Raw genomic sequence first — 14,782 nt, 5'->3', positions numbered from 1 at the left:
AAATCCTGCACGCCTCCGCACAACCACGCGAGCACGAAGAGGCCAGCCCAAATCTTGTGGGCGTCTCCGCCAAGATCGAGCGCCCGCGCGCCGTGACCGTGCGTTATTTGGATGAAAGCGGTGAGACCGTTGAAAAGGATTTTGTAGGTCTCTGGGCCACTTCCGTGCAGCACCAGATCGACCACATCAACGGCAAGATGTACTTTGATCATCTGAGCAAAACCAAACGGTCCATGTTGATCAAAAAGGCGCAAAAGCGTCGTTAACCCAAGAACTGGAGACAGCACCATGCGCATTTTATTTATGGGCACCCCCGAGTTTTCTGTCTCCGTCCTGAACGCTTTGGTTGATGCGGGGCACGAAATCGTCGCTGTGTTCAGCCAGCCGCCGCGCCCCGCAGGACGCGGCAAAAAAGACCGCCCCACGCCGGTTCATGCCCGCGCCTTGGAGTTGGGGCTGACCGTGCTTCATCCGAAGTCGCTTCGCACAGATGAGTCCAAAGACCTGATTGCCAGTATCGACGCTGACGTTGGCGTGGTTGTCGCCTATGGACTGATCCTGCCGCAATATGTGCTTGATGCGCCCATCCACGGATGTCTCAATATCCATGCCAGCCTTCTGCCGCGCTGGCGTGGCGCTGCGCCGATTCATCGCGCAATCATGGCTGGAGACAAAGAAACCGGAGTCTGCATCATGCAGATGGATGCCGGCTTGGATACAGGTCCTGTGCTGATGGAACGCGTGCTTGAGATTGGTGCGGAAGAAACGACCGCGCAGCTTCACGACAGCCTTGCCGCTCTGGGTTCTACCGCCATCGTTGACACTTTGGTGCACCTTTCGGAGCTGACCGCTACGCCTCAGCCTGACGAGGGTGTTACCTACGCTGAAAAGATCGACAAGGCGGAATCCCGCATAGATTGGTCGGCACCTGCGGCCGAAGTGGACCGTAAAATTCGAGGTCTGTCTCCATTTCCCGGCGCTTGGACCGAAATTGACGGCCAGCGTGTGAAACTGCTCGCGTCACGCCTTACAGACGGCAGCGGTCAAGCCGGTGAACTGCTGGATGACACCCTGACCGTGGCCTGTGGCGACGGCGCTGTACAACTCCTGCGCTTGCAACGTGCTGGTAAAGGCGCTCAAGCTGCCCACATCTTTCTGCGGGGTTTCCCGCTCACCAAAGGTCAGCAACTGTAAGGAGCACACCAGTGTTTTTCTCCTTTTTCGGAACGGTGATTATTGCAGGTATTGTCGGTTATCTCTCCGAGCGCAGTGGCTTTACCCGCAATGGATATCTCCCCTCGATCATCATCTGCATCGGTGGGGCGTTTCTGTTCTTTATGATCAGCAGCATGTTTCGCATTGGCTTTGGCAGCCCGGGCTTAAACGCAATCCTGTCTTCCGTAGGTGCGCTGGTCATCGTGCCAACGCACTTTCGCCGTTGAGCGTTTGATTGCCCCAAATCGTTAACCAAAGCTTGCTTAAAAGCCGAAAATTGTGGACGTCTTGCGCGCCTCACGGGTAAGCTCCCCCTAAGTGCCCAATTGAGTGAAGGCATGTTCGGCGTCGTGACCACCTTAAATGTGGTTCGGCACCACGGAAGTCCAATTGTCGAGCAGATAGCAAATCCGACCGTTTTTAACGGGCGACAGAGTAGGGTGGAAAATGGCTATTCCAGACACATTGGCGATGCGGCTGATGAACGTCGTCTGCGACAACGACCTCAGTGGCAATTTCCTGATGCTTGGGCGTCAACGTTGGCTTGGCAGCCGCCGCAAACGTTCGGCTGCGATGTTTGCCGCCACTTTGGAAGAGCGCTTTCCGGGCCTCTCCGAGGAAGACCTCACCAACCCAAATGATGATTACTCGGAGACGTTCTTTCACAAGATCGGCTTTGAGAATGTCGACAGCATGGACGTGTCAGATTTTGAGAACGCCACGATTGTTCAAGATCTCGCGGATTGGCTGCCAAAGACGCTGCACAACAAGTTTGATGTTATTTATGACGGCGGCACTTGTGAGCATGTTTTTGATCTGCCCACCGCGTACCGTAACATCGACCGAATGCTCAAACCTGGTGGCGTGATGATTGGGCACAGCCCATGTAACAATTGGATCAATCACGGCTTTTATCAGATTACGCCAGAGATGGTGTATGGCTTTTGGCAGAAAACCCTAGGCTACGAGATACTGGAATGTGTATTACAGCCAATTCTGCCAGTGTATGCCAACCGCGCCGTGACCACGACCAACCCGAACGAAACGGGGGTGCGCCCGCGCCTTAAGGGCAAGCTGCCTGACGGGCCAATCATCCTGTCGTACGCGGTGCGCAAGCCGCTGAAGTCTGCGCGTGGTGGCTCACGCAAAGTATTTCAAAGCGATTACCAACAGCGGTGGTCAGCAAGTTCTGATCCGGGTGCGGCGGCGTAGTAAAATCCGCACGCGCTACTTTCCAGACTTGAACGGCTCCATACCCGCGCGGGCCAATTCGTCTGCGCGCTCGTTTTCCGGATGCCCTGCGTGGCCCTTGACCCACTCCCAAGTCACTGTGTGCCGCGCCTGTGCCGCATCAAGCCGTTGCCACAGGTCTACATTTTTAACCGGTTTTTTGGCGGCGGTCTTCCAGCCGTTTTTCTTCCAGCCGAAAATCCATCCCGTCACGCCGTTCTTCACATAGGTGCTGTCGGTCACCACGGTGATGGTGCTGGGCCGCTCCAGCGTTTCAAGTGCCATAATCGCGGCCATCAACTCCATCTTGTTGTTGGTGGTGTCCGCCGCGCCGCCTTTGAGCTCTCGCTCTTTCATGACGGTGTCACCGTCCTTCGCTTGCATGAGGGTGCCCCAGCCTCCTGGACCAGGGTTTCCGGAACACGCGCCATCGGTATATGCAATCAAATCAGCCATGCGCGGTCAGTATGACAAATGTGTCGTCACTGCCAGCCAATCCCACAGCGCTGCCGGTTCTTTTTCGCACAACGGTGAAGCCCGCGTCTTGCAAAAGTCCGGTCAATTCGCCCGCTTCGTAATAGCTGTAAAACCGTCCAAGATGGTCGCGCTGTTCACCGTCCCCCAACTTGGTGCCGATGTGAAAGGCCCCGCCGGGCTTCAAGGCACGATAAATGCGGTCGAGATGCTCCGGCATCTCCGACTTGGGCGCGTGCAGCAGGCTGAAGTTGGCCCAGATACCATCGTAGGCGGCTTCGACTTGCAACTGATCAAATGTTCCCACCTTTACGTCCAGATCAAATCGCTTTTTGGCCAGCGCCGCCATCTCTGGGGAGGCATCCATTCCCACGACGCGATAGCCTGCATCGCGAATCTTCGCAGCCCATTGACCGGGACCACAGCCCAAGTCCAAAACGAGGCCCGCGTCGGGCAGCAGGTCAAAAAATGCAGTCAGGTCGCTGAATTGGTCCACATCGGCATCTTCGACCTTGGAAAACCGGTCGGCGTAGTCTTCGGCGGCTTGAGCATAGACCGCTAGTGTTTCCTCATCGCTCATGCGCGTTCCATTGCCAGCCGTCCGGCCAGCGCCACAAAGATCGTGGCAAAGCTGCGGTTCAGCCAAGTCATCATCCGCTCACTGCTCAGCAGCAGGTCACGGGCTTTGGCGGCAAACAACCCGTAGAGCACAAACACACCAAAGGTCAGCGCCATGAATACCCCACCAAGCAGCGCCATTTCCATTGTCGCCGTCGCGGCATTCCCGCTCAGGAATGGCGGCAACAGCGCTAAGAAGAACACTGAGAGTTTCGGGTTCAAAATGTTTATAAGGGCTGCACGGCGTGCAATCACAAATCCGGCCTGTGCTTGCCGCTCTGCAGTAACCGCCAATGCCCCGCCGCTGCGCACCGCCTGCCAGGCGAGGTAAAGCAGATAGGCCACGCCGGCAAATTTTACGACGTTAAACAAGAGAGCCGACGTATGCAGCACGGCCGCCAATCCCAATGTCGCCGCCAACAGGTGCGGCACAATTCCAAAGGTGCAGCCCAATGCCGCCCAAAGCGCGGCGCGTGGGCCCTGGCCCAAGCCCATCGCAAGCGTGTAAATGACCCCGGTTCCGGGCGCGATCACCACCACAAAGGCAGTGACAAGAAATTGCAAAGACAGCACGGCATACTCCCCAACTTTGATTTTCTTCACGCCATCGACGTGGCGTGATTTGGCTTTTCAGAGGCAGCTTACTTAAACGGTCACATCCCGCAACACGCGTGGTACTTTGAAGTTCACCCGTTCCACGGCGGTTTCGACCAATTCCACCGTCACGACAAATTTGTCCCGAAAGGCGTCAATGACCTCATTGACCAGCACTTCAGGTGCGCTGGCCCCGGCTGTTATGCCCAGTGATGAAATCCCTTCCAGCGCCCGCCAATCAATATCCTTGCCCCGCTGCACCAACTGGGAGTAGCTGCACCCGTTTTTGGCGCCCACTTCGACGAGCCGCTTGGAATTGGATGAATTGGGGGCGCCTACCACCAGCATGGCGTCAACTTTGGGGGCCACTTCTTTTACCGCTTCTTGGCGATTGGTGGTGGCGTAACAGATGTCTTCCTTGTGGGGGCCGACGATCTCCGGAAACCGCGTGTTCAAGGCGGCCACAATGCCTTTGGTGTCGTCCACCGACAGAGTGGTTTGGGTCACAAAGGCAAGCTTGCTTGGATCGCGCACTTCGACAGACGCCACATCGGCTACAGTTTCCACAAGCAGCACTTCGCCGTCTTGCAGCTGCCCCATGGTGCCAATGGTTTCAGGGTGACCTTCATGGCCGATCATGATGATCTGTAACCCGTTCTCGCTGTGTCGTTCCGCCTCGATATGCACTTTGCTCACAAGAGGACACGTCGCATCTACGTAGATCATTTCGCGCCGCTTGGCCTCCGCAGGCACCACTTTGGCAACGCCATGGGCCGAAAAAATCACCGGCCGGTCATCGGGGCATTCATCGAGTTCTTCCACAAACACCGCACCCTTGTCCCGCAGTCCGTCCACGACGTATTTGTTGTGTACAATTTCGTGCCGCACATAGACCGGCGCGCCCCATTTGAGCAGGGCCATTTCCACTATCTTAATGGCCCGGTCGACTCCGGCACAAAAGCCACGTGGGGCCGCAAGATGAATGGTGAGGGGGGGCTTGTTCATAAGCGGTCTCCACGGTGATCTTGCTGCAACAGGTAGAGTTTCTGCGAAGAAACGTCCAGTGCTTGACCTTCCAGCGGGGCAGGCTGTTAGCGCGAGAGAATCTGAACTGTAGGAGAGACTATGGCGGTTTCAAAACTTGGCTGGGCGGCGTTTGGCATAACAATTGTCGGAGGGTTTATCGTGTTATCTGTGGTCAGCCCAGTTGATACCACTGATGCCAAACTTCGGCTGCCTTACGATGACACTGCTCGTGTGGCGCAGGGCAAGGCGCTTTACGTAGAAAATTGCGCCTCTTGTCATGGGGCCAATTTGGAAGGGGAGCCCAACTGGAAACAACGCACCTCTGATGGTCTGATGCCAGCGCCACCCCATGACCAATCGGGCCATACCTGGCACCATCCTGACGCAATGCTCTTTGCGATCACGAAGCAAGGCAGCGCTGCCGTTGTGGGGCAGGGGTACGAAAGCAATATGCCGGGGTTTGAAGACAGCCTGAGTGATCAGGACATCTTGAATGTGCTGGGGTACATCAAAAGCACCTGGCCGGATCGGGTGATCAAAATGCACAACGGCATGAATGATCAGCAAGGATGATGCAGGCACAAAAAAGCCGAGGCATCAGCCCCGGCTTTTCAAATTGGTCATAGCGCGAGTCAGTCGTCTGCCATCTCTGCTTCGCGTGCATGTTCTGGCAATGGATCGCGCGGTGGACGGCCAATCACTTCACGCAAGCCATCCAGCTCAATGAAGTTGTCAGCCTGGCGACGCAATTCGTCAGAGATCATCGGCGGCTGGCTGCGGATGGTGGACACCACCGACACACGCACGCCTTGGCGTTGCAGACTTTCAACCAGCGGACGGAAATCCCCATCTCCCGAGAACAAAACGATGTGGTCCACATGTGGCGCCAGTTCCATCGCGTTCACCGCCAGCTCAATGTCCATGTTCCCCTTGACCTTACGACGCCCCTGGGAGTCCGTGTACTCCTTCGCCGCTTTGGTCACCATGGTGAAGCCGTTGTAATGTAGCCAATCTACCAGCGGGCGGATCGGCGAATATTCGTCATTCTCCAGCAACGCTGTGTAGTAAAAAGCCCGAAGCAGCTTGCCGCGACGCATGAATTCCTGCCGCAGAAGCTTGTAGTCGATATCGAACCCGAGCGACTTCGCAGCCGCGTACAGATTCGAACCGTCTATGAACAGCGCGAGCCGTTCGTCTTTGTAAAACATCAAAATGTCCTTTCTAACTCTGCCGCGCCTGGAATGTCCCGTGAGTGAAAATTTGGAGTGAGCGTGACAGCACGTTCAAAATAGTGATATTTACGGGGGTCGCAAGCATTTGCGGTAAGTTCTGTCCAACTAGGAAATTAGATAGGGATTAAAGTGAGTAGTTTTGGTCTATTAGCTCTTGGTGGTAATTTGCCATCTCAATTTGGTTCACCAATTCAAACTCTGCAAGAAGCTTTAATTCATTTGAACCGGAATGCTGTTCATATTCGCGCAGTTAGCCGATTCTTTCAAACCCCTTGTTTTCCGATAGGCGCGGGGCCGGATTTTATTAATGCAGCGGCGACAATTGAAACGGAGCTTTCCGCTCAAGAGGTGCTCACAGAATTGCACAAAATTGAGAGTGCCTTTGGGAGGGAGCGTTTGACCCGTTGGGGCACCCGTCCGCTGGACATTGACTTAATTGGATATGAGTCGCAGGTGCTGCCAAATTCCTCGGTTTGGACGCATTGGCGAGACCTGTCGGCTGAGCTGCAGGCCCAAGAGGCTCCGGCAGATCTGATTCTCCCGCATCCACGTTTGCAAGACCGTGCTTTTGTGTTGGCGCCGCTGATGGACGTTGCACCGGACTGGAAGCATCCGGTCACAGGATGCTCTGTGGCCCAAATGTTAGAGGATTTGCCGGAATTCGCTCAGAAAGAGCCGCGGCCCCTTTGAAACCTGCTTGTCAAGGGGTACAATCCCCCTTACACACACGATTTCTGACTCGATCCATAACAATTGGAGTGCCCGATGGCCCGCGTGACCGTTGAAGACTGCGTAGACAAAGTTCAAAACCGCTTTGAGCTGGTGATGCTTGCGTCCCACCGCGCCCGTGAGGTGTCTGCTGGCGCCGCAATCACTCTGGATCGTGACAACGATAAGAACCCGGTGGTGGCGCTGCGTGAGATTGCTGAGGAAACTCAGACCGCAGATGAGCTGCGTGAACGTCTGATTGAGGCCAACCAGAGCCAGATCGAAGTTGACGAACCAGAAGAAGACCGCATGGCGCTTCTGATGGGCTCTGAGCCGGACACGCCGCAAGAGGACGACATGTCCGAAGAGAAACTGCTGCGTGCCCTGATGGAAGCGCAAGGTCAGGGCTAAGCCCTCAAAGACTATGGGTGGGCGCAAATGATCCCTGCGGACGATCTCGTAAATCTCATTCGCGCCTACAATCCCAAGACCAATGAAGACTTGATTCGCGCGGCCTATGAGTATGGCCGCGAGATGCATGATGGTCAGTTTCGCCACTCTGGCGAACCCTATTACACTCACCCAATCGAAGTGGCCTGGATATTGGCCGAACAGCACCTGGATGATGCCTCCATCATCACGGCGCTTTTGCACGACACCATTGAGGACACCAAAGCCTCCTATGAGTCTGTGGAAGAATTGTTCGGCGGTGAAATTGCAGGGTTGGTTGATGGCGTCACCAAGCTGACCAACCTGCAGCTGTCTTCGTCCGAAACCAAACAGGCGGAAAATTTCCGCAAGCTGTTTATGGCCATGTCCAAAGACCTGCGGGTGATCTTAGTCAAGCTGGCCGACCGTCTGCACAATATGCGCACCATCAAGGCCATGCGCCCCGACAAACAGGGGCAAAAGGCGCGTGAAACCATGGATATCTATGCGCCACTTGCAGGCCGCATGGGGATGCAATGGATGCGAGACGAACTCGAAGATCTTGCGTTCAAGGTGCTCAACCCGGATGGTCGCGCGTCCATTATGCGCCGCTTCATCACGTTGCAGAAAGAAACCGGCGATGTGATCGAACGCACCACTGCGGACATGCGCCTGGTGCTGGGGGAAAATGGTGTCGAAGGCGAAGTCTTTGGTCGCGCCAAGAAACCCTATTCCATTTGGCGCAAGATGCAGGAGAAGGACCAAGGCTTCTCTCGCTTGTCCGACATCTACGGTTTTCGCATCATTACCGATACCGAAGACAGCTGTTACCGTGCACTGGGCATGATTCACCAACGCTGGCGCGCGGTGCCGGGTCGGTTCAAAGATTACATCAGCCAGCCCAAATCTAACGGATACCGCTCTATTCATACCACTGTGTCTGGCCGCAATGGCCGCCGTGTCGAGGTGCAAATCCGCACTCGACAAATGCATGACGTGGCGGAATCCGGTGTGGCGGCCCATTGGTCATACAAAGATGGCGTGCGTGGGGAAAACCCTTTTGCGGTTGATCCGGTCAAATGGATTTCCGGCCTGACCGAACAGTTTGATGCCGAAGAAGATCATGAAGACTTCCTCGAAGCGGTTAAGCTGGAGATGTATTCGGATCAGGTTTTCTGCTTCACGCCCAAAGGCGAAGTGGTGAAGCTGCCACGTGGGGCCACTCCGATCGACTTCGCCTATGCGATTCACACGCGCATCGGTCACGCTTGTGTTGGTGCCAAGGTTGATCACCGCCGCGTGCCGCTCTGGACCCGCATCAAAAACGGACAATCGGTTGAGGTCATTACCGCCGAAGGACAAATGCCCCAGGCCACATGGCTCGATATTGCCAAAACGGGTAAAGCCCGCACCGCCATTCGCCGCGCCCTGCGCGAGTTGGATCGAGACCGCTATGTGCGTTTGGGGGCGGAATTGGCCCGTTCCGCCTTTGAGCACGTGGGTAAGAAATCCACTGACAAGGCGCTCGGTCTTGCTGCGAAACATCTACGCCTAAAAAACAAGGACGAAGTTTTGGCGCGTTTGGGGTCCGCGGAACTCACGGCACAAGAAGTGCTGCAAACCGTCTACCCTGACCTGGCCCCGGCAGAGACCGACGAAGTGGCGTCAGAGCGGGCCGTGATTGGCCTGTCCGTCGATCAGAGTTTCCAGCGTGCCCCGTGCTGTCAGCCGCTTCCTGGAGAGCGTATTGTAGGCATCACCTACCGTGGCCAGGGCGTGGTCGTGCACGCCATCGACTGTGACGCGCTGTCCAACTACGAGGATCAGCCGGAGCGTTGGCTTGATCTGCATTGGCACGCGGGCAAGCACAAGCCAATCTACACGGTGCAGCTCCTGATCACGATTGGGAATGATTCCGGGGTCCTGGGACGACTTTGCACATTGATTGGTGAGAACAAGGCCAATATCTCTGACATGGTGTTCTTGGACCGGAAACCAGATTTTTTCAGACTTCTGATCAGTGTGGATCTCGGCGACGCTGAACATCTGCATAAGCTGATGTTGGCCTTGGAGGCGGAAACCGACGTGGCCGAAATCGAACGCTACAGAAACCCAGATTTGGTCCGCAGCCCGCTCGCGACCTGATGAATTCGAGGAACCCCCGTGGTATTCAAGCGCCGCGATAGAAGACCGTTTCTCCGCCTCATTGGAGAGTTTTTCTATCCCCGCGGTGGCTGGGGACGGGCGGCGCGGTATGTGCAGCATCGTTTGCACCGACTGCCGGGATCTGCGGAAACCATCGGGCGTGGCATCTGGGCGGGCGTCTTCACCACCTTCACACCGTTTTACACCATGCACTTTGTGGTCGCGGCACTGCTGGCGCGCATTCTTGGCGGTAATTTCCTGGCCGCTCTTCTGGCCACCTTCTTTGGCAATCCGCTCACCTATTTGCCAATTGGTGTGGTGTCTCTCAAAACGGGACACTTCCTGCTTGGCACCGAGTTTGAGGAGGGGGACAAGGGCACGCTTGCTGGCAAATTTGCCAACGCAGGTGCGGATCTTTGGTACAACTTCTGGGCCATGTTTACGGATGATGTGGCGGACTGGCACGGGTTGCGCATCTTCTTTGACGAGGTGTTCTACCCGTATATGATAGGCGGCATCATTCCGGGCATCATCACCGCAACCGTGATGTACTACCTGTCCGTCCCGGTGATCCGGGCTTATCAAAAACGCCGGTCCGCCAAATTTGCCAAACGCATCGCCAAAGCCCGCGCCTTGGCCGAAGAGCAAGCTGCCAATATCCAGCAGGACGGCTGACCACCTCGGTTGACCTGAAATTGTACCCACACAAAAAACCGGTTTTCCTTGTGAGACACTGCCCGTAGTCTCGCGGGAAATATGATCAAACATGTCCGGAGGAAATGCGATGCTGCGCTTGGGAGTGAATATTGACCACGTGGCCACCGTGCGCAACGCACGTGGCTCGGCCTATCCGGATCCGGTGCGCGCCGCCAAACTCGCCGAAGAGGCTGGTGCTGACGGTATCACTGCGCACCTGCGTGAAGACCGCCGCCATATTGCCGACGCAGACATCGACGCGCTGATGGAAGCCCTCTCCGTGCCGCTCAACTTCGAGATGGCCGCCACCGAAGAGATGCAGGCCATCGCCCTGCGCCACAAGCCGCACGCGGTCTGCATTGTGCCGGAGAAGCGCGAAGAGCGTACCACCGAGGGCGGCCTTGAAGTGGCGCGCGAGGAAAACAAACTGGCCCATTTCATCGCGCCCTTGCGCGACGCAGGCTGCCGCGTGTCGATTTTCATTGCCGCCGACAAGCCACAGATCGAGGCTGCCAATCGCATTGGCGCGCAAGTCATCGAACTGCACACCGGTGCCTACTGTGACTACCATTACGAAGGCCGCTTTGCGGAACGCGACGCCGAATTGGCCCGCCTGACCGAGATGGCCACGTTCGCCGATTCCCTCGGCCTCGAAGTGCACGCGGGCCACGGGCTGACGTACGAGACCGTGCAACCGATTGCGGCACTGCCAGAGGTGATGGAACTCAACATCGGCCACTTCCTGATTGGAGAGTCGATTTTCCGCGGACTTGCCCCTGCAATGGAAGAAATGCGCCGCCTGATGGACGACGCGCGGGCATAACTTCCGAGAGGATTCCCATGGAATTGAACCTTCGCCGCTACGCCTACTTCTACGGTGCCATCATGTTGGGCGTGATTGCAGTTGATTTGGCGTTGGCGCAATGGACAAGCACCGACCTGCCCGCTGGCATGAGCGTTTGGCTACCCGCCATTACCGCCGCTCAAGATCTGGGCATGCGTCATGGCCGTGACACTGAAGCCGCGTTGCCCAAAGGGGCCGCTTGGCGTTTGGCTTGGCCGCTCACCCTTGTTGCAACACTCATTCAACTGGTCTTTGCCGGAGCGTCGATTGGCGTGATGACCGTCTTGGGGTTTGACGTATTTTCGGTGCTTTCGGTGATCAGTCCCCCAGTTTGGATGATGATCTTTGTGGGTATGGTTGTGTTGGTCTACCTAACAAATCGCATTTTCCTCGGCATGGGCGTGCGCAACGGTATCAAAGTTGCCGCAAAACTCCGGGCAAAATCATGATCACACCTGAGTTCATCGCAATCTGGATTGCCTGGCTCATGGCGGGCGGATCACCCGGCCCGGCCACCATGGGCATTGCCGGCACCGCCATGTCGGAAGGCCGATCATCTGCTTTGGCTTTTGCGTCCGGCATTCTTGCTGGGTCCGCCAGTTGGGGCATCGCCGCTGCCCTTGGCCTTTCCGCTGTCATGTTGGCCAATGTCTGGGTTTTTGAACTTCTGCGGTATGCGGGCGCGGCCTATCTCGGTTGGCTTGCCCTTAAGGCCTTGAAGCGCGCCATGGCCAAAGACACAACCGCAGCTGCAGGCACGCCTTTCAAAGGTAGTTTCCGCAGCCTTTTTGCCAAAGGCGCGGCCGTGCACATCACCAACCCCAAAGCCATTCTCAGCTGGGCGTCTATCTACGCGATCGTGGCGCCAACTGACGCCACGCCAGCCACGCTGTTTGGCTACTTTGCCGCGCTGTTTGCTGGCTCCATCCTGATCTTCATCGGCTACGCCTTCCTGTTCTCGTCGCCTTCGATTGTGCGCGGATATCGCCGCGCCAGCCGCGCTTTTGATCTCGCCTTTGCAGGCTTCTTTGGCTTTGCTGGTTACAAAATCTTGACCGCGAGACTGCAATGATCCGCCACTGCGTGATGCTCAATCTTCAAGACGACATGCAGGAAGAGCTGCAAACTGTCCTGGCGGGATTGGCTGGCCTCGTTGTGCGTTTGGAGGGCTGCCACGGGTTTGTTGCAGGCCCAAACCGGGATTTTGAAGGCAAGTCCCCCAATCATCCTTTTGGCTTCATGTTTGACGCAAAGGATGAAGTGGCGTTACAGGCTTACGCGGACCATCCAGAGCACAAGGCTCTTGGCGCAAAACTTGTCAGCCTGTGCCAAGGCGGTGCAGATGGCATCGTGGTCTATGACATTGAGGTGCCCTCATGATCCTTGGCATTGGCTCCGATCTCGCCAACATCGACCGCATCGCCGGCACAATCGAGCGGTTTGGCGATCGCTTCAAAAATCGCGTGTTCACTGAGATTGAGCAGGCCAAAGCGGAACGTCGCCGTGACACGGTGGGCACTTACGCGAAACGCTGGGCTGCCAAGGAAGCCTGTTCCAAGGCGCTTGGCACGGGCCTTGCCATGGGCATCAGCTGGAAAGACATGGCGGTGTCCAATCTGCGTACCGGCCAGCCTGTGATGGAAGTCACCGGCTGGGCCAAAGAGCGGCTGGAGAAAATGACCCCACCCGGGCATAAAGCTATAATACACGTCACTTTGACTGATGATCATCCATGGGCGCAGGCTTTTGTGGTAATCGAAGCCCGTGCAATCACGCAAGAGTCCACGCAGTCGGGTTGACAGTAAGCCCCTGCGCCCGCATGTAACCTCAGACCAAAAATGGCTGTAAATCGAGCGGAGACAGACCCTATGGCGGAAAAAGCCAAAAGCGACAGCGGTATCGTCGAGACCATCAAAACGATCTTCTGGGCGCTCTTGATCGCCGGTGTGTTCCGCACCCTATTTTTTCAGCCATTCTGGATTCCGTCAGGCTCCATGAAAGACACACTGCTGATTGGGGATTTCTTGTTTGTGAACAAGATGACCTATGGCTACTCCTATTCGTCTTGCCCCTCGGTGCGTATCCCCGCCATTGGCGTGAATGTGGATGCCAAGGATCTCTGCGGGTGGATGGGAAAAGGCAGCAATGACCGCTTTATGGGCGGCGATCCTGAGCGCGGCGATGTGGTGGTGTTCCGCCATCCGGTGACAGGTTTTGACTTCATTAAACGGCTGATCGGATTGCCCGGTGACAAAGTACAGGTCAAAAACGGCGTTGTGCATCTCAACGGTGTTGCGGTGAAACGTGAAGACGGCGGTGTGTTCCGTGAAGAGTATGGTCCGCAAGGTCCCCAAGGCCACCGGCCACGCTGCGAAAACGGTCCGGTTGGCAATGGTGGTGTTTGCGCCAAGTCCCGTATTATCGAGACCCTGCCAAACGGGGTGAGCTACAGCACGCTAAACATCACCGATCAGCAATCGGATCACACCGGTGTCTATACCGTACCCGAAGGCCACTTCTTCTTTATGGGTGACAACCGCGACAACTCCACTGACAGCCGGGTGCCACAAGCCGCGCGCGGGGTAGGCTTTGTCCCTTATGAAAACCTGATTGGTCGTGCGGACCGTATTATGTTCTCGTCAGCCGGTCGGTCGATGTTTGCCTTTTGGACGTGGCGCAGTGACCGGTTCTTCAAAGGCGTAGAGTGAGGTAGCCCGTGAAGCTCTCAGCAGATCTAAAGGCGCTTGAAGCGCGGTTGGGGCACACTTTTTCCCGCCCCGATCTGTTGGTGCGCGCGGTCACGCATTCCTCGATGTCGTCTCCCACACGCCAAGACAATCAACGCCTGGAATTCCTAGGCGACCGAGTGCTTGGCTTGGTGATGTCCGAAGCGCTTTTGGAACACGACAAATCTGCTGCCGAAGGCACGCTAGCCCCTCGTTTTAATGCACTTGTTCGCAAAGAAGCCTGTGCGGATGTGGCGCGTGAGATTGATCTTGGGGAGGCTCTCAAGCTCGGGCGCTCCGAAATGATGTCTGGCGGCCGCCGCAAAGAGGCGCTTTTGGGCGACGCAATGGAAGCTGTGTTGGCGGCTGTCTACCGCGACGCAGGCTTTGAGGTGGCTAAGGCATTGATTCTGCGCCTTTGGGGCGATCGCGTAAAAACCGTTGACGCTGACGCCCGCGATCCTAAGACTTCGCTGCAGGAATGGGCACAGGCACGCAAACTGCCCCCGCCCAAATATGAGTTGGTGAAACGTTCGGGGCCGGACCACGCGCCGGTGTTCACCATCGCTGCAAAGCTTGAAAATGGCGCCTCAGCAGAGGCCACCGACAATTCCAAACGCAAAGCGGAGCAAGCTGCCGCGAGCGCGTTGTTGGCGCAGTTGAACACCTAAGCCCGACGGTGGTCGCATAGCGCCTTTGCAAAGCTAACCCTAGCCCTGCTTGGCAAAGTAAGCTACAGACGCGCCTTAACTCGTAAAATGGCTGACACAAAGGCAGACCCTATGACCAAACGCGCCGGATTCGTTGCCCTGATCGGAGAGCCCAACGCGGGCAAATCCACGCTC

General features: G+C 56.5%; 21 protein-coding genes. 16 read left to right on the top strand and 5 right to left on the bottom strand.

Going from position 1 to position 14,782, the window contains the following annotated elements; all coding sequences use genetic code 11:
- The 4 genes from QZ517_RS16980 to QZ517_RS16965 form a co-directional block, all read left to right on the top strand.
- Positions 1–266: peptide deformylase (locus QZ517_RS16980; protein WP_294229106.1), on the top strand; the 266-nt coding region annotated here is incomplete at its 5' end.
- Positions 267–288: 22 nt separating this feature from the next.
- Complete coding sequence (fmt, locus tag QZ517_RS16975; RefSeq protein WP_294229103.1) at positions 289–1,194, top strand: methionyl-tRNA formyltransferase; 906 nt, start codon at positions 289–291, stop codon at positions 1,192–1,194.
- An 11-nt stretch (positions 1,195–1,205) separates the two neighbouring features.
- On the top strand, positions 1,206–1,442 hold the full coding sequence (locus QZ517_RS16970) for a hypothetical protein (protein WP_294229102.1): 237 nt from the start codon (positions 1,206–1,208) through the stop codon (positions 1,440–1,442).
- Positions 1,443–1,662: 220 nt separating this feature from the next.
- On the top strand, positions 1,663–2,427 hold the full coding sequence (locus QZ517_RS16965) for a methyltransferase domain-containing protein (RefSeq protein ID WP_294229100.1): 765 nt from the start codon (positions 1,663–1,665) through the stop codon (positions 2,425–2,427).
- A gap of 15 nt (positions 2,428–2,442) precedes the next feature.
- Here the strand turns inward: QZ517_RS16965 and rnhA are convergent, their stop codons facing one another.
- The 4 genes from rnhA to ispH all read right to left on the bottom strand — a co-directional run bounded on the left by rnhA (position 2,443) and on the right by ispH (position 5,136).
- Positions 2,443–2,901 (bottom strand): ribonuclease HI, encoded by a 459-nt coding sequence (gene rnhA, locus QZ517_RS16960; RefSeq protein WP_294229096.1) that lies wholly within the window; start codon positions 2,899–2,901, stop codon positions 2,443–2,445.
- Positions 2,894–3,499 (bottom strand): class I SAM-dependent methyltransferase, encoded by a 606-nt coding sequence (locus tag QZ517_RS16955; RefSeq protein ID WP_294229093.1) that lies wholly within the window; start codon positions 3,497–3,499, stop codon positions 2,894–2,896. The genes rnhA and QZ517_RS16955 overlap by 8 nt, the downstream gene beginning before the upstream one ends.
- Complete coding sequence (locus tag QZ517_RS16950; RefSeq protein WP_294229111.1) at positions 3,496–4,110, bottom strand: LysE family translocator; 615 nt, start codon at positions 4,108–4,110, stop codon at positions 3,496–3,498. Before QZ517_RS16950 ends, QZ517_RS16955 begins: the two co-directional genes overlap by 4 nt.
- Positions 4,111–4,182: 72 nt before the next feature.
- Positions 4,183–5,136 carry a 4-hydroxy-3-methylbut-2-enyl diphosphate reductase gene (ispH, locus tag QZ517_RS16945; protein WP_294229090.1) on the bottom strand — a complete coding sequence of 318 codons (954 nt, stop codon included), beginning with the start codon at positions 5,134–5,136 and terminating at the stop codon, positions 4,183–4,185.
- A 120-nt stretch (positions 5,137–5,256) separates the two neighbouring features.
- Here ispH and QZ517_RS16940 point away from each other — a divergent pair, with 120 nt between their 5' ends.
- Positions 5,257–5,730, top strand: coding sequence for a c-type cytochrome (locus tag QZ517_RS16940; RefSeq protein ID WP_294229087.1), 474 nt, complete (start codon positions 5,257–5,259; stop codon positions 5,728–5,730).
- Positions 5,731–5,789: 59 nt separating this feature from the next.
- Here the strand turns inward: QZ517_RS16940 and QZ517_RS16935 are convergent, their stop codons facing one another.
- Entirely contained in the window at positions 5,790–6,365 is a 576-nt protein-coding gene (locus QZ517_RS16935; RefSeq protein WP_294229081.1) for an NYN domain-containing protein, read from the bottom strand.
- Positions 6,366–6,518: 153 nt separating this feature from the next.
- On the opposite strand from QZ517_RS16935, the gene folK reads away from it, so the two are divergent.
- The 11 genes from folK to rnc all read left to right on the top strand — a co-directional run bounded on the left by folK (position 6,519) and on the right by rnc (position 14,608).
- Positions 6,519–7,079 (top strand): 2-amino-4-hydroxy-6-hydroxymethyldihydropteridine diphosphokinase, encoded by a 561-nt coding sequence (gene folK, locus QZ517_RS16930; RefSeq protein WP_294229078.1) that lies wholly within the window; start codon positions 6,519–6,521, stop codon positions 7,077–7,079.
- Between the two features lie 75 nt (positions 7,080–7,154).
- On the top strand, positions 7,155–7,508 hold the full coding sequence (rpoZ, locus tag QZ517_RS16925; RefSeq protein ID WP_164645922.1) for a DNA-directed RNA polymerase subunit omega: 354 nt from the start codon (positions 7,155–7,157) through the stop codon (positions 7,506–7,508).
- A 27-nt stretch (positions 7,509–7,535) separates the two neighbouring features.
- On the top strand, positions 7,536–9,671 hold the full coding sequence (locus QZ517_RS16920; protein WP_294229075.1) for a bifunctional (p)ppGpp synthetase/guanosine-3',5'-bis(diphosphate) 3'-pyrophosphohydrolase: 2,136 nt from the start codon (positions 7,536–7,538) through the stop codon (positions 9,669–9,671).
- An 18-nt stretch (positions 9,672–9,689) separates the two neighbouring features.
- Entirely contained in the window at positions 9,690–10,346 is a 657-nt protein-coding gene (locus QZ517_RS16915) for a DUF2062 domain-containing protein (RefSeq protein ID WP_294229072.1), read from the top strand.
- Positions 10,347–10,455: 109 nt separating this feature from the next.
- Positions 10,456–11,190, top strand: a complete 735-nt coding sequence (locus QZ517_RS16910; RefSeq protein ID WP_294229070.1) for a pyridoxine 5'-phosphate synthase — start codon at positions 10,456–10,458, stop codon at positions 11,188–11,190.
- A gap of 17 nt (positions 11,191–11,207) precedes the next feature.
- A complete protein-coding gene (locus QZ517_RS16905; protein ID WP_294229067.1) occupies positions 11,208–11,660 on the top strand; it encodes an ABZJ_00895 family protein in 453 nt (150 codons plus the stop codon).
- Positions 11,657–12,283 carry a LysE family translocator gene (locus QZ517_RS16900; protein ID WP_294229064.1) on the top strand — a complete coding sequence of 209 codons (627 nt, stop codon included), beginning with the start codon at positions 11,657–11,659 and terminating at the stop codon, positions 12,281–12,283. The genes QZ517_RS16905 and QZ517_RS16900 overlap by 4 nt, the downstream gene beginning before the upstream one ends.
- Complete coding sequence (locus QZ517_RS16895; RefSeq protein ID WP_294229059.1) at positions 12,280–12,591, top strand: Dabb family protein; 312 nt, start codon at positions 12,280–12,282, stop codon at positions 12,589–12,591. Before QZ517_RS16900 ends, QZ517_RS16895 begins: the two co-directional genes overlap by 4 nt.
- A complete protein-coding gene (gene acpS, locus QZ517_RS16890; RefSeq protein WP_294229056.1) occupies positions 12,588–13,010 on the top strand; it encodes a holo-ACP synthase in 423 nt (140 codons plus the stop codon). The genes QZ517_RS16895 and acpS overlap by 4 nt, the downstream gene beginning before the upstream one ends.
- 69 nt (positions 13,011–13,079) lie before the next feature.
- Entirely contained in the window at positions 13,080–13,919 is an 840-nt protein-coding gene (lepB, locus tag QZ517_RS16885) for a signal peptidase I (RefSeq protein WP_294229108.1), read from the top strand.
- An 8-nt stretch (positions 13,920–13,927) separates the two neighbouring features.
- Positions 13,928–14,608 (top strand): ribonuclease III, encoded by a 681-nt coding sequence (gene rnc, locus QZ517_RS16880; RefSeq protein ID WP_294229054.1) that lies wholly within the window; start codon positions 13,928–13,930, stop codon positions 14,606–14,608.
- The last annotated feature ends 174 nt before the right edge of the window (positions 14,609–14,782 follow it).

Origin of the sequence: uncultured Shimia sp., from assembly GCF_913054185.1 — a bacterium.
Classification (GTDB): domain Bacteria; phylum Pseudomonadota; class Alphaproteobacteria; order Rhodobacterales; family Rhodobacteraceae; genus Shimia.
Note: the sequence above shows the minus strand (reverse complement) of the source record. Positions and strands in the feature narration are given on the sequence as shown.

What these genes read in the sequence shown, in the direction of transcription:
- fmt (WP_294229103.1), top strand. Translation starts at nt 289, where the DNA reads ATGCGCATTTTATTTATGGGCACCCCCGAGTTTTCTGTCTCCGTCCTG.
- QZ517_RS16965 (WP_294229100.1), top strand. Translation starts at nt 1,663, where the DNA reads ATGGCTATTCCAGACACATTGGCGATGCGGCTGATGAACGTCGTCTGC.
- rnhA (WP_294229096.1), bottom strand. Translation starts at nt 2,901, where the DNA reads ATGGCTGATTTGATTGCATATACCGATGGCGCGTGTTCCGGAAACCCT.
- QZ517_RS16955 (WP_294229093.1), bottom strand. Translation starts at nt 3,499, where the DNA reads ATGAGCGATGAGGAAACACTAGCGGTCTATGCTCAAGCCGCCGAAGAC.
- ispH (WP_294229090.1), bottom strand. Translation starts at nt 5,136, where the DNA reads ATGAACAAGCCCCCCCTCACCATTCATCTTGCGGCCCCACGTGGCTTT.
- QZ517_RS16940 (WP_294229087.1), top strand. Translation starts at nt 5,257, where the DNA reads ATGGCGGTTTCAAAACTTGGCTGGGCGGCGTTTGGCATAACAATTGTC.
- QZ517_RS16935 (WP_294229081.1), bottom strand. Translation starts at nt 6,365, where the DNA reads ATGTTTTACAAAGACGAACGGCTCGCGCTGTTCATAGACGGTTCGAAT.
- rpoZ (WP_164645922.1), top strand. Translation starts at nt 7,155, where the DNA reads ATGGCCCGCGTGACCGTTGAAGACTGCGTAGACAAAGTTCAAAACCGC.
- QZ517_RS16920 (WP_294229075.1), top strand. Translation starts at nt 7,536, where the DNA reads ATGATCCCTGCGGACGATCTCGTAAATCTCATTCGCGCCTACAATCCC.
- QZ517_RS16910 (WP_294229070.1), top strand. Translation starts at nt 10,456, where the DNA reads ATGCTGCGCTTGGGAGTGAATATTGACCACGTGGCCACCGTGCGCAAC.
- QZ517_RS16905 (WP_294229067.1), top strand. Translation starts at nt 11,208, where the DNA reads ATGGAATTGAACCTTCGCCGCTACGCCTACTTCTACGGTGCCATCATG.
- QZ517_RS16900 (WP_294229064.1), top strand. Translation starts at nt 11,657, where the DNA reads ATGATCACACCTGAGTTCATCGCAATCTGGATTGCCTGGCTCATGGCG.
- QZ517_RS16895 (WP_294229059.1), top strand. Translation starts at nt 12,280, where the DNA reads ATGATCCGCCACTGCGTGATGCTCAATCTTCAAGACGACATGCAGGAA.
- acpS (WP_294229056.1), top strand. Translation starts at nt 12,588, where the DNA reads ATGATCCTTGGCATTGGCTCCGATCTCGCCAACATCGACCGCATCGCC.
- lepB (WP_294229108.1), top strand. Translation starts at nt 13,080, where the DNA reads ATGGCGGAAAAAGCCAAAAGCGACAGCGGTATCGTCGAGACCATCAAA.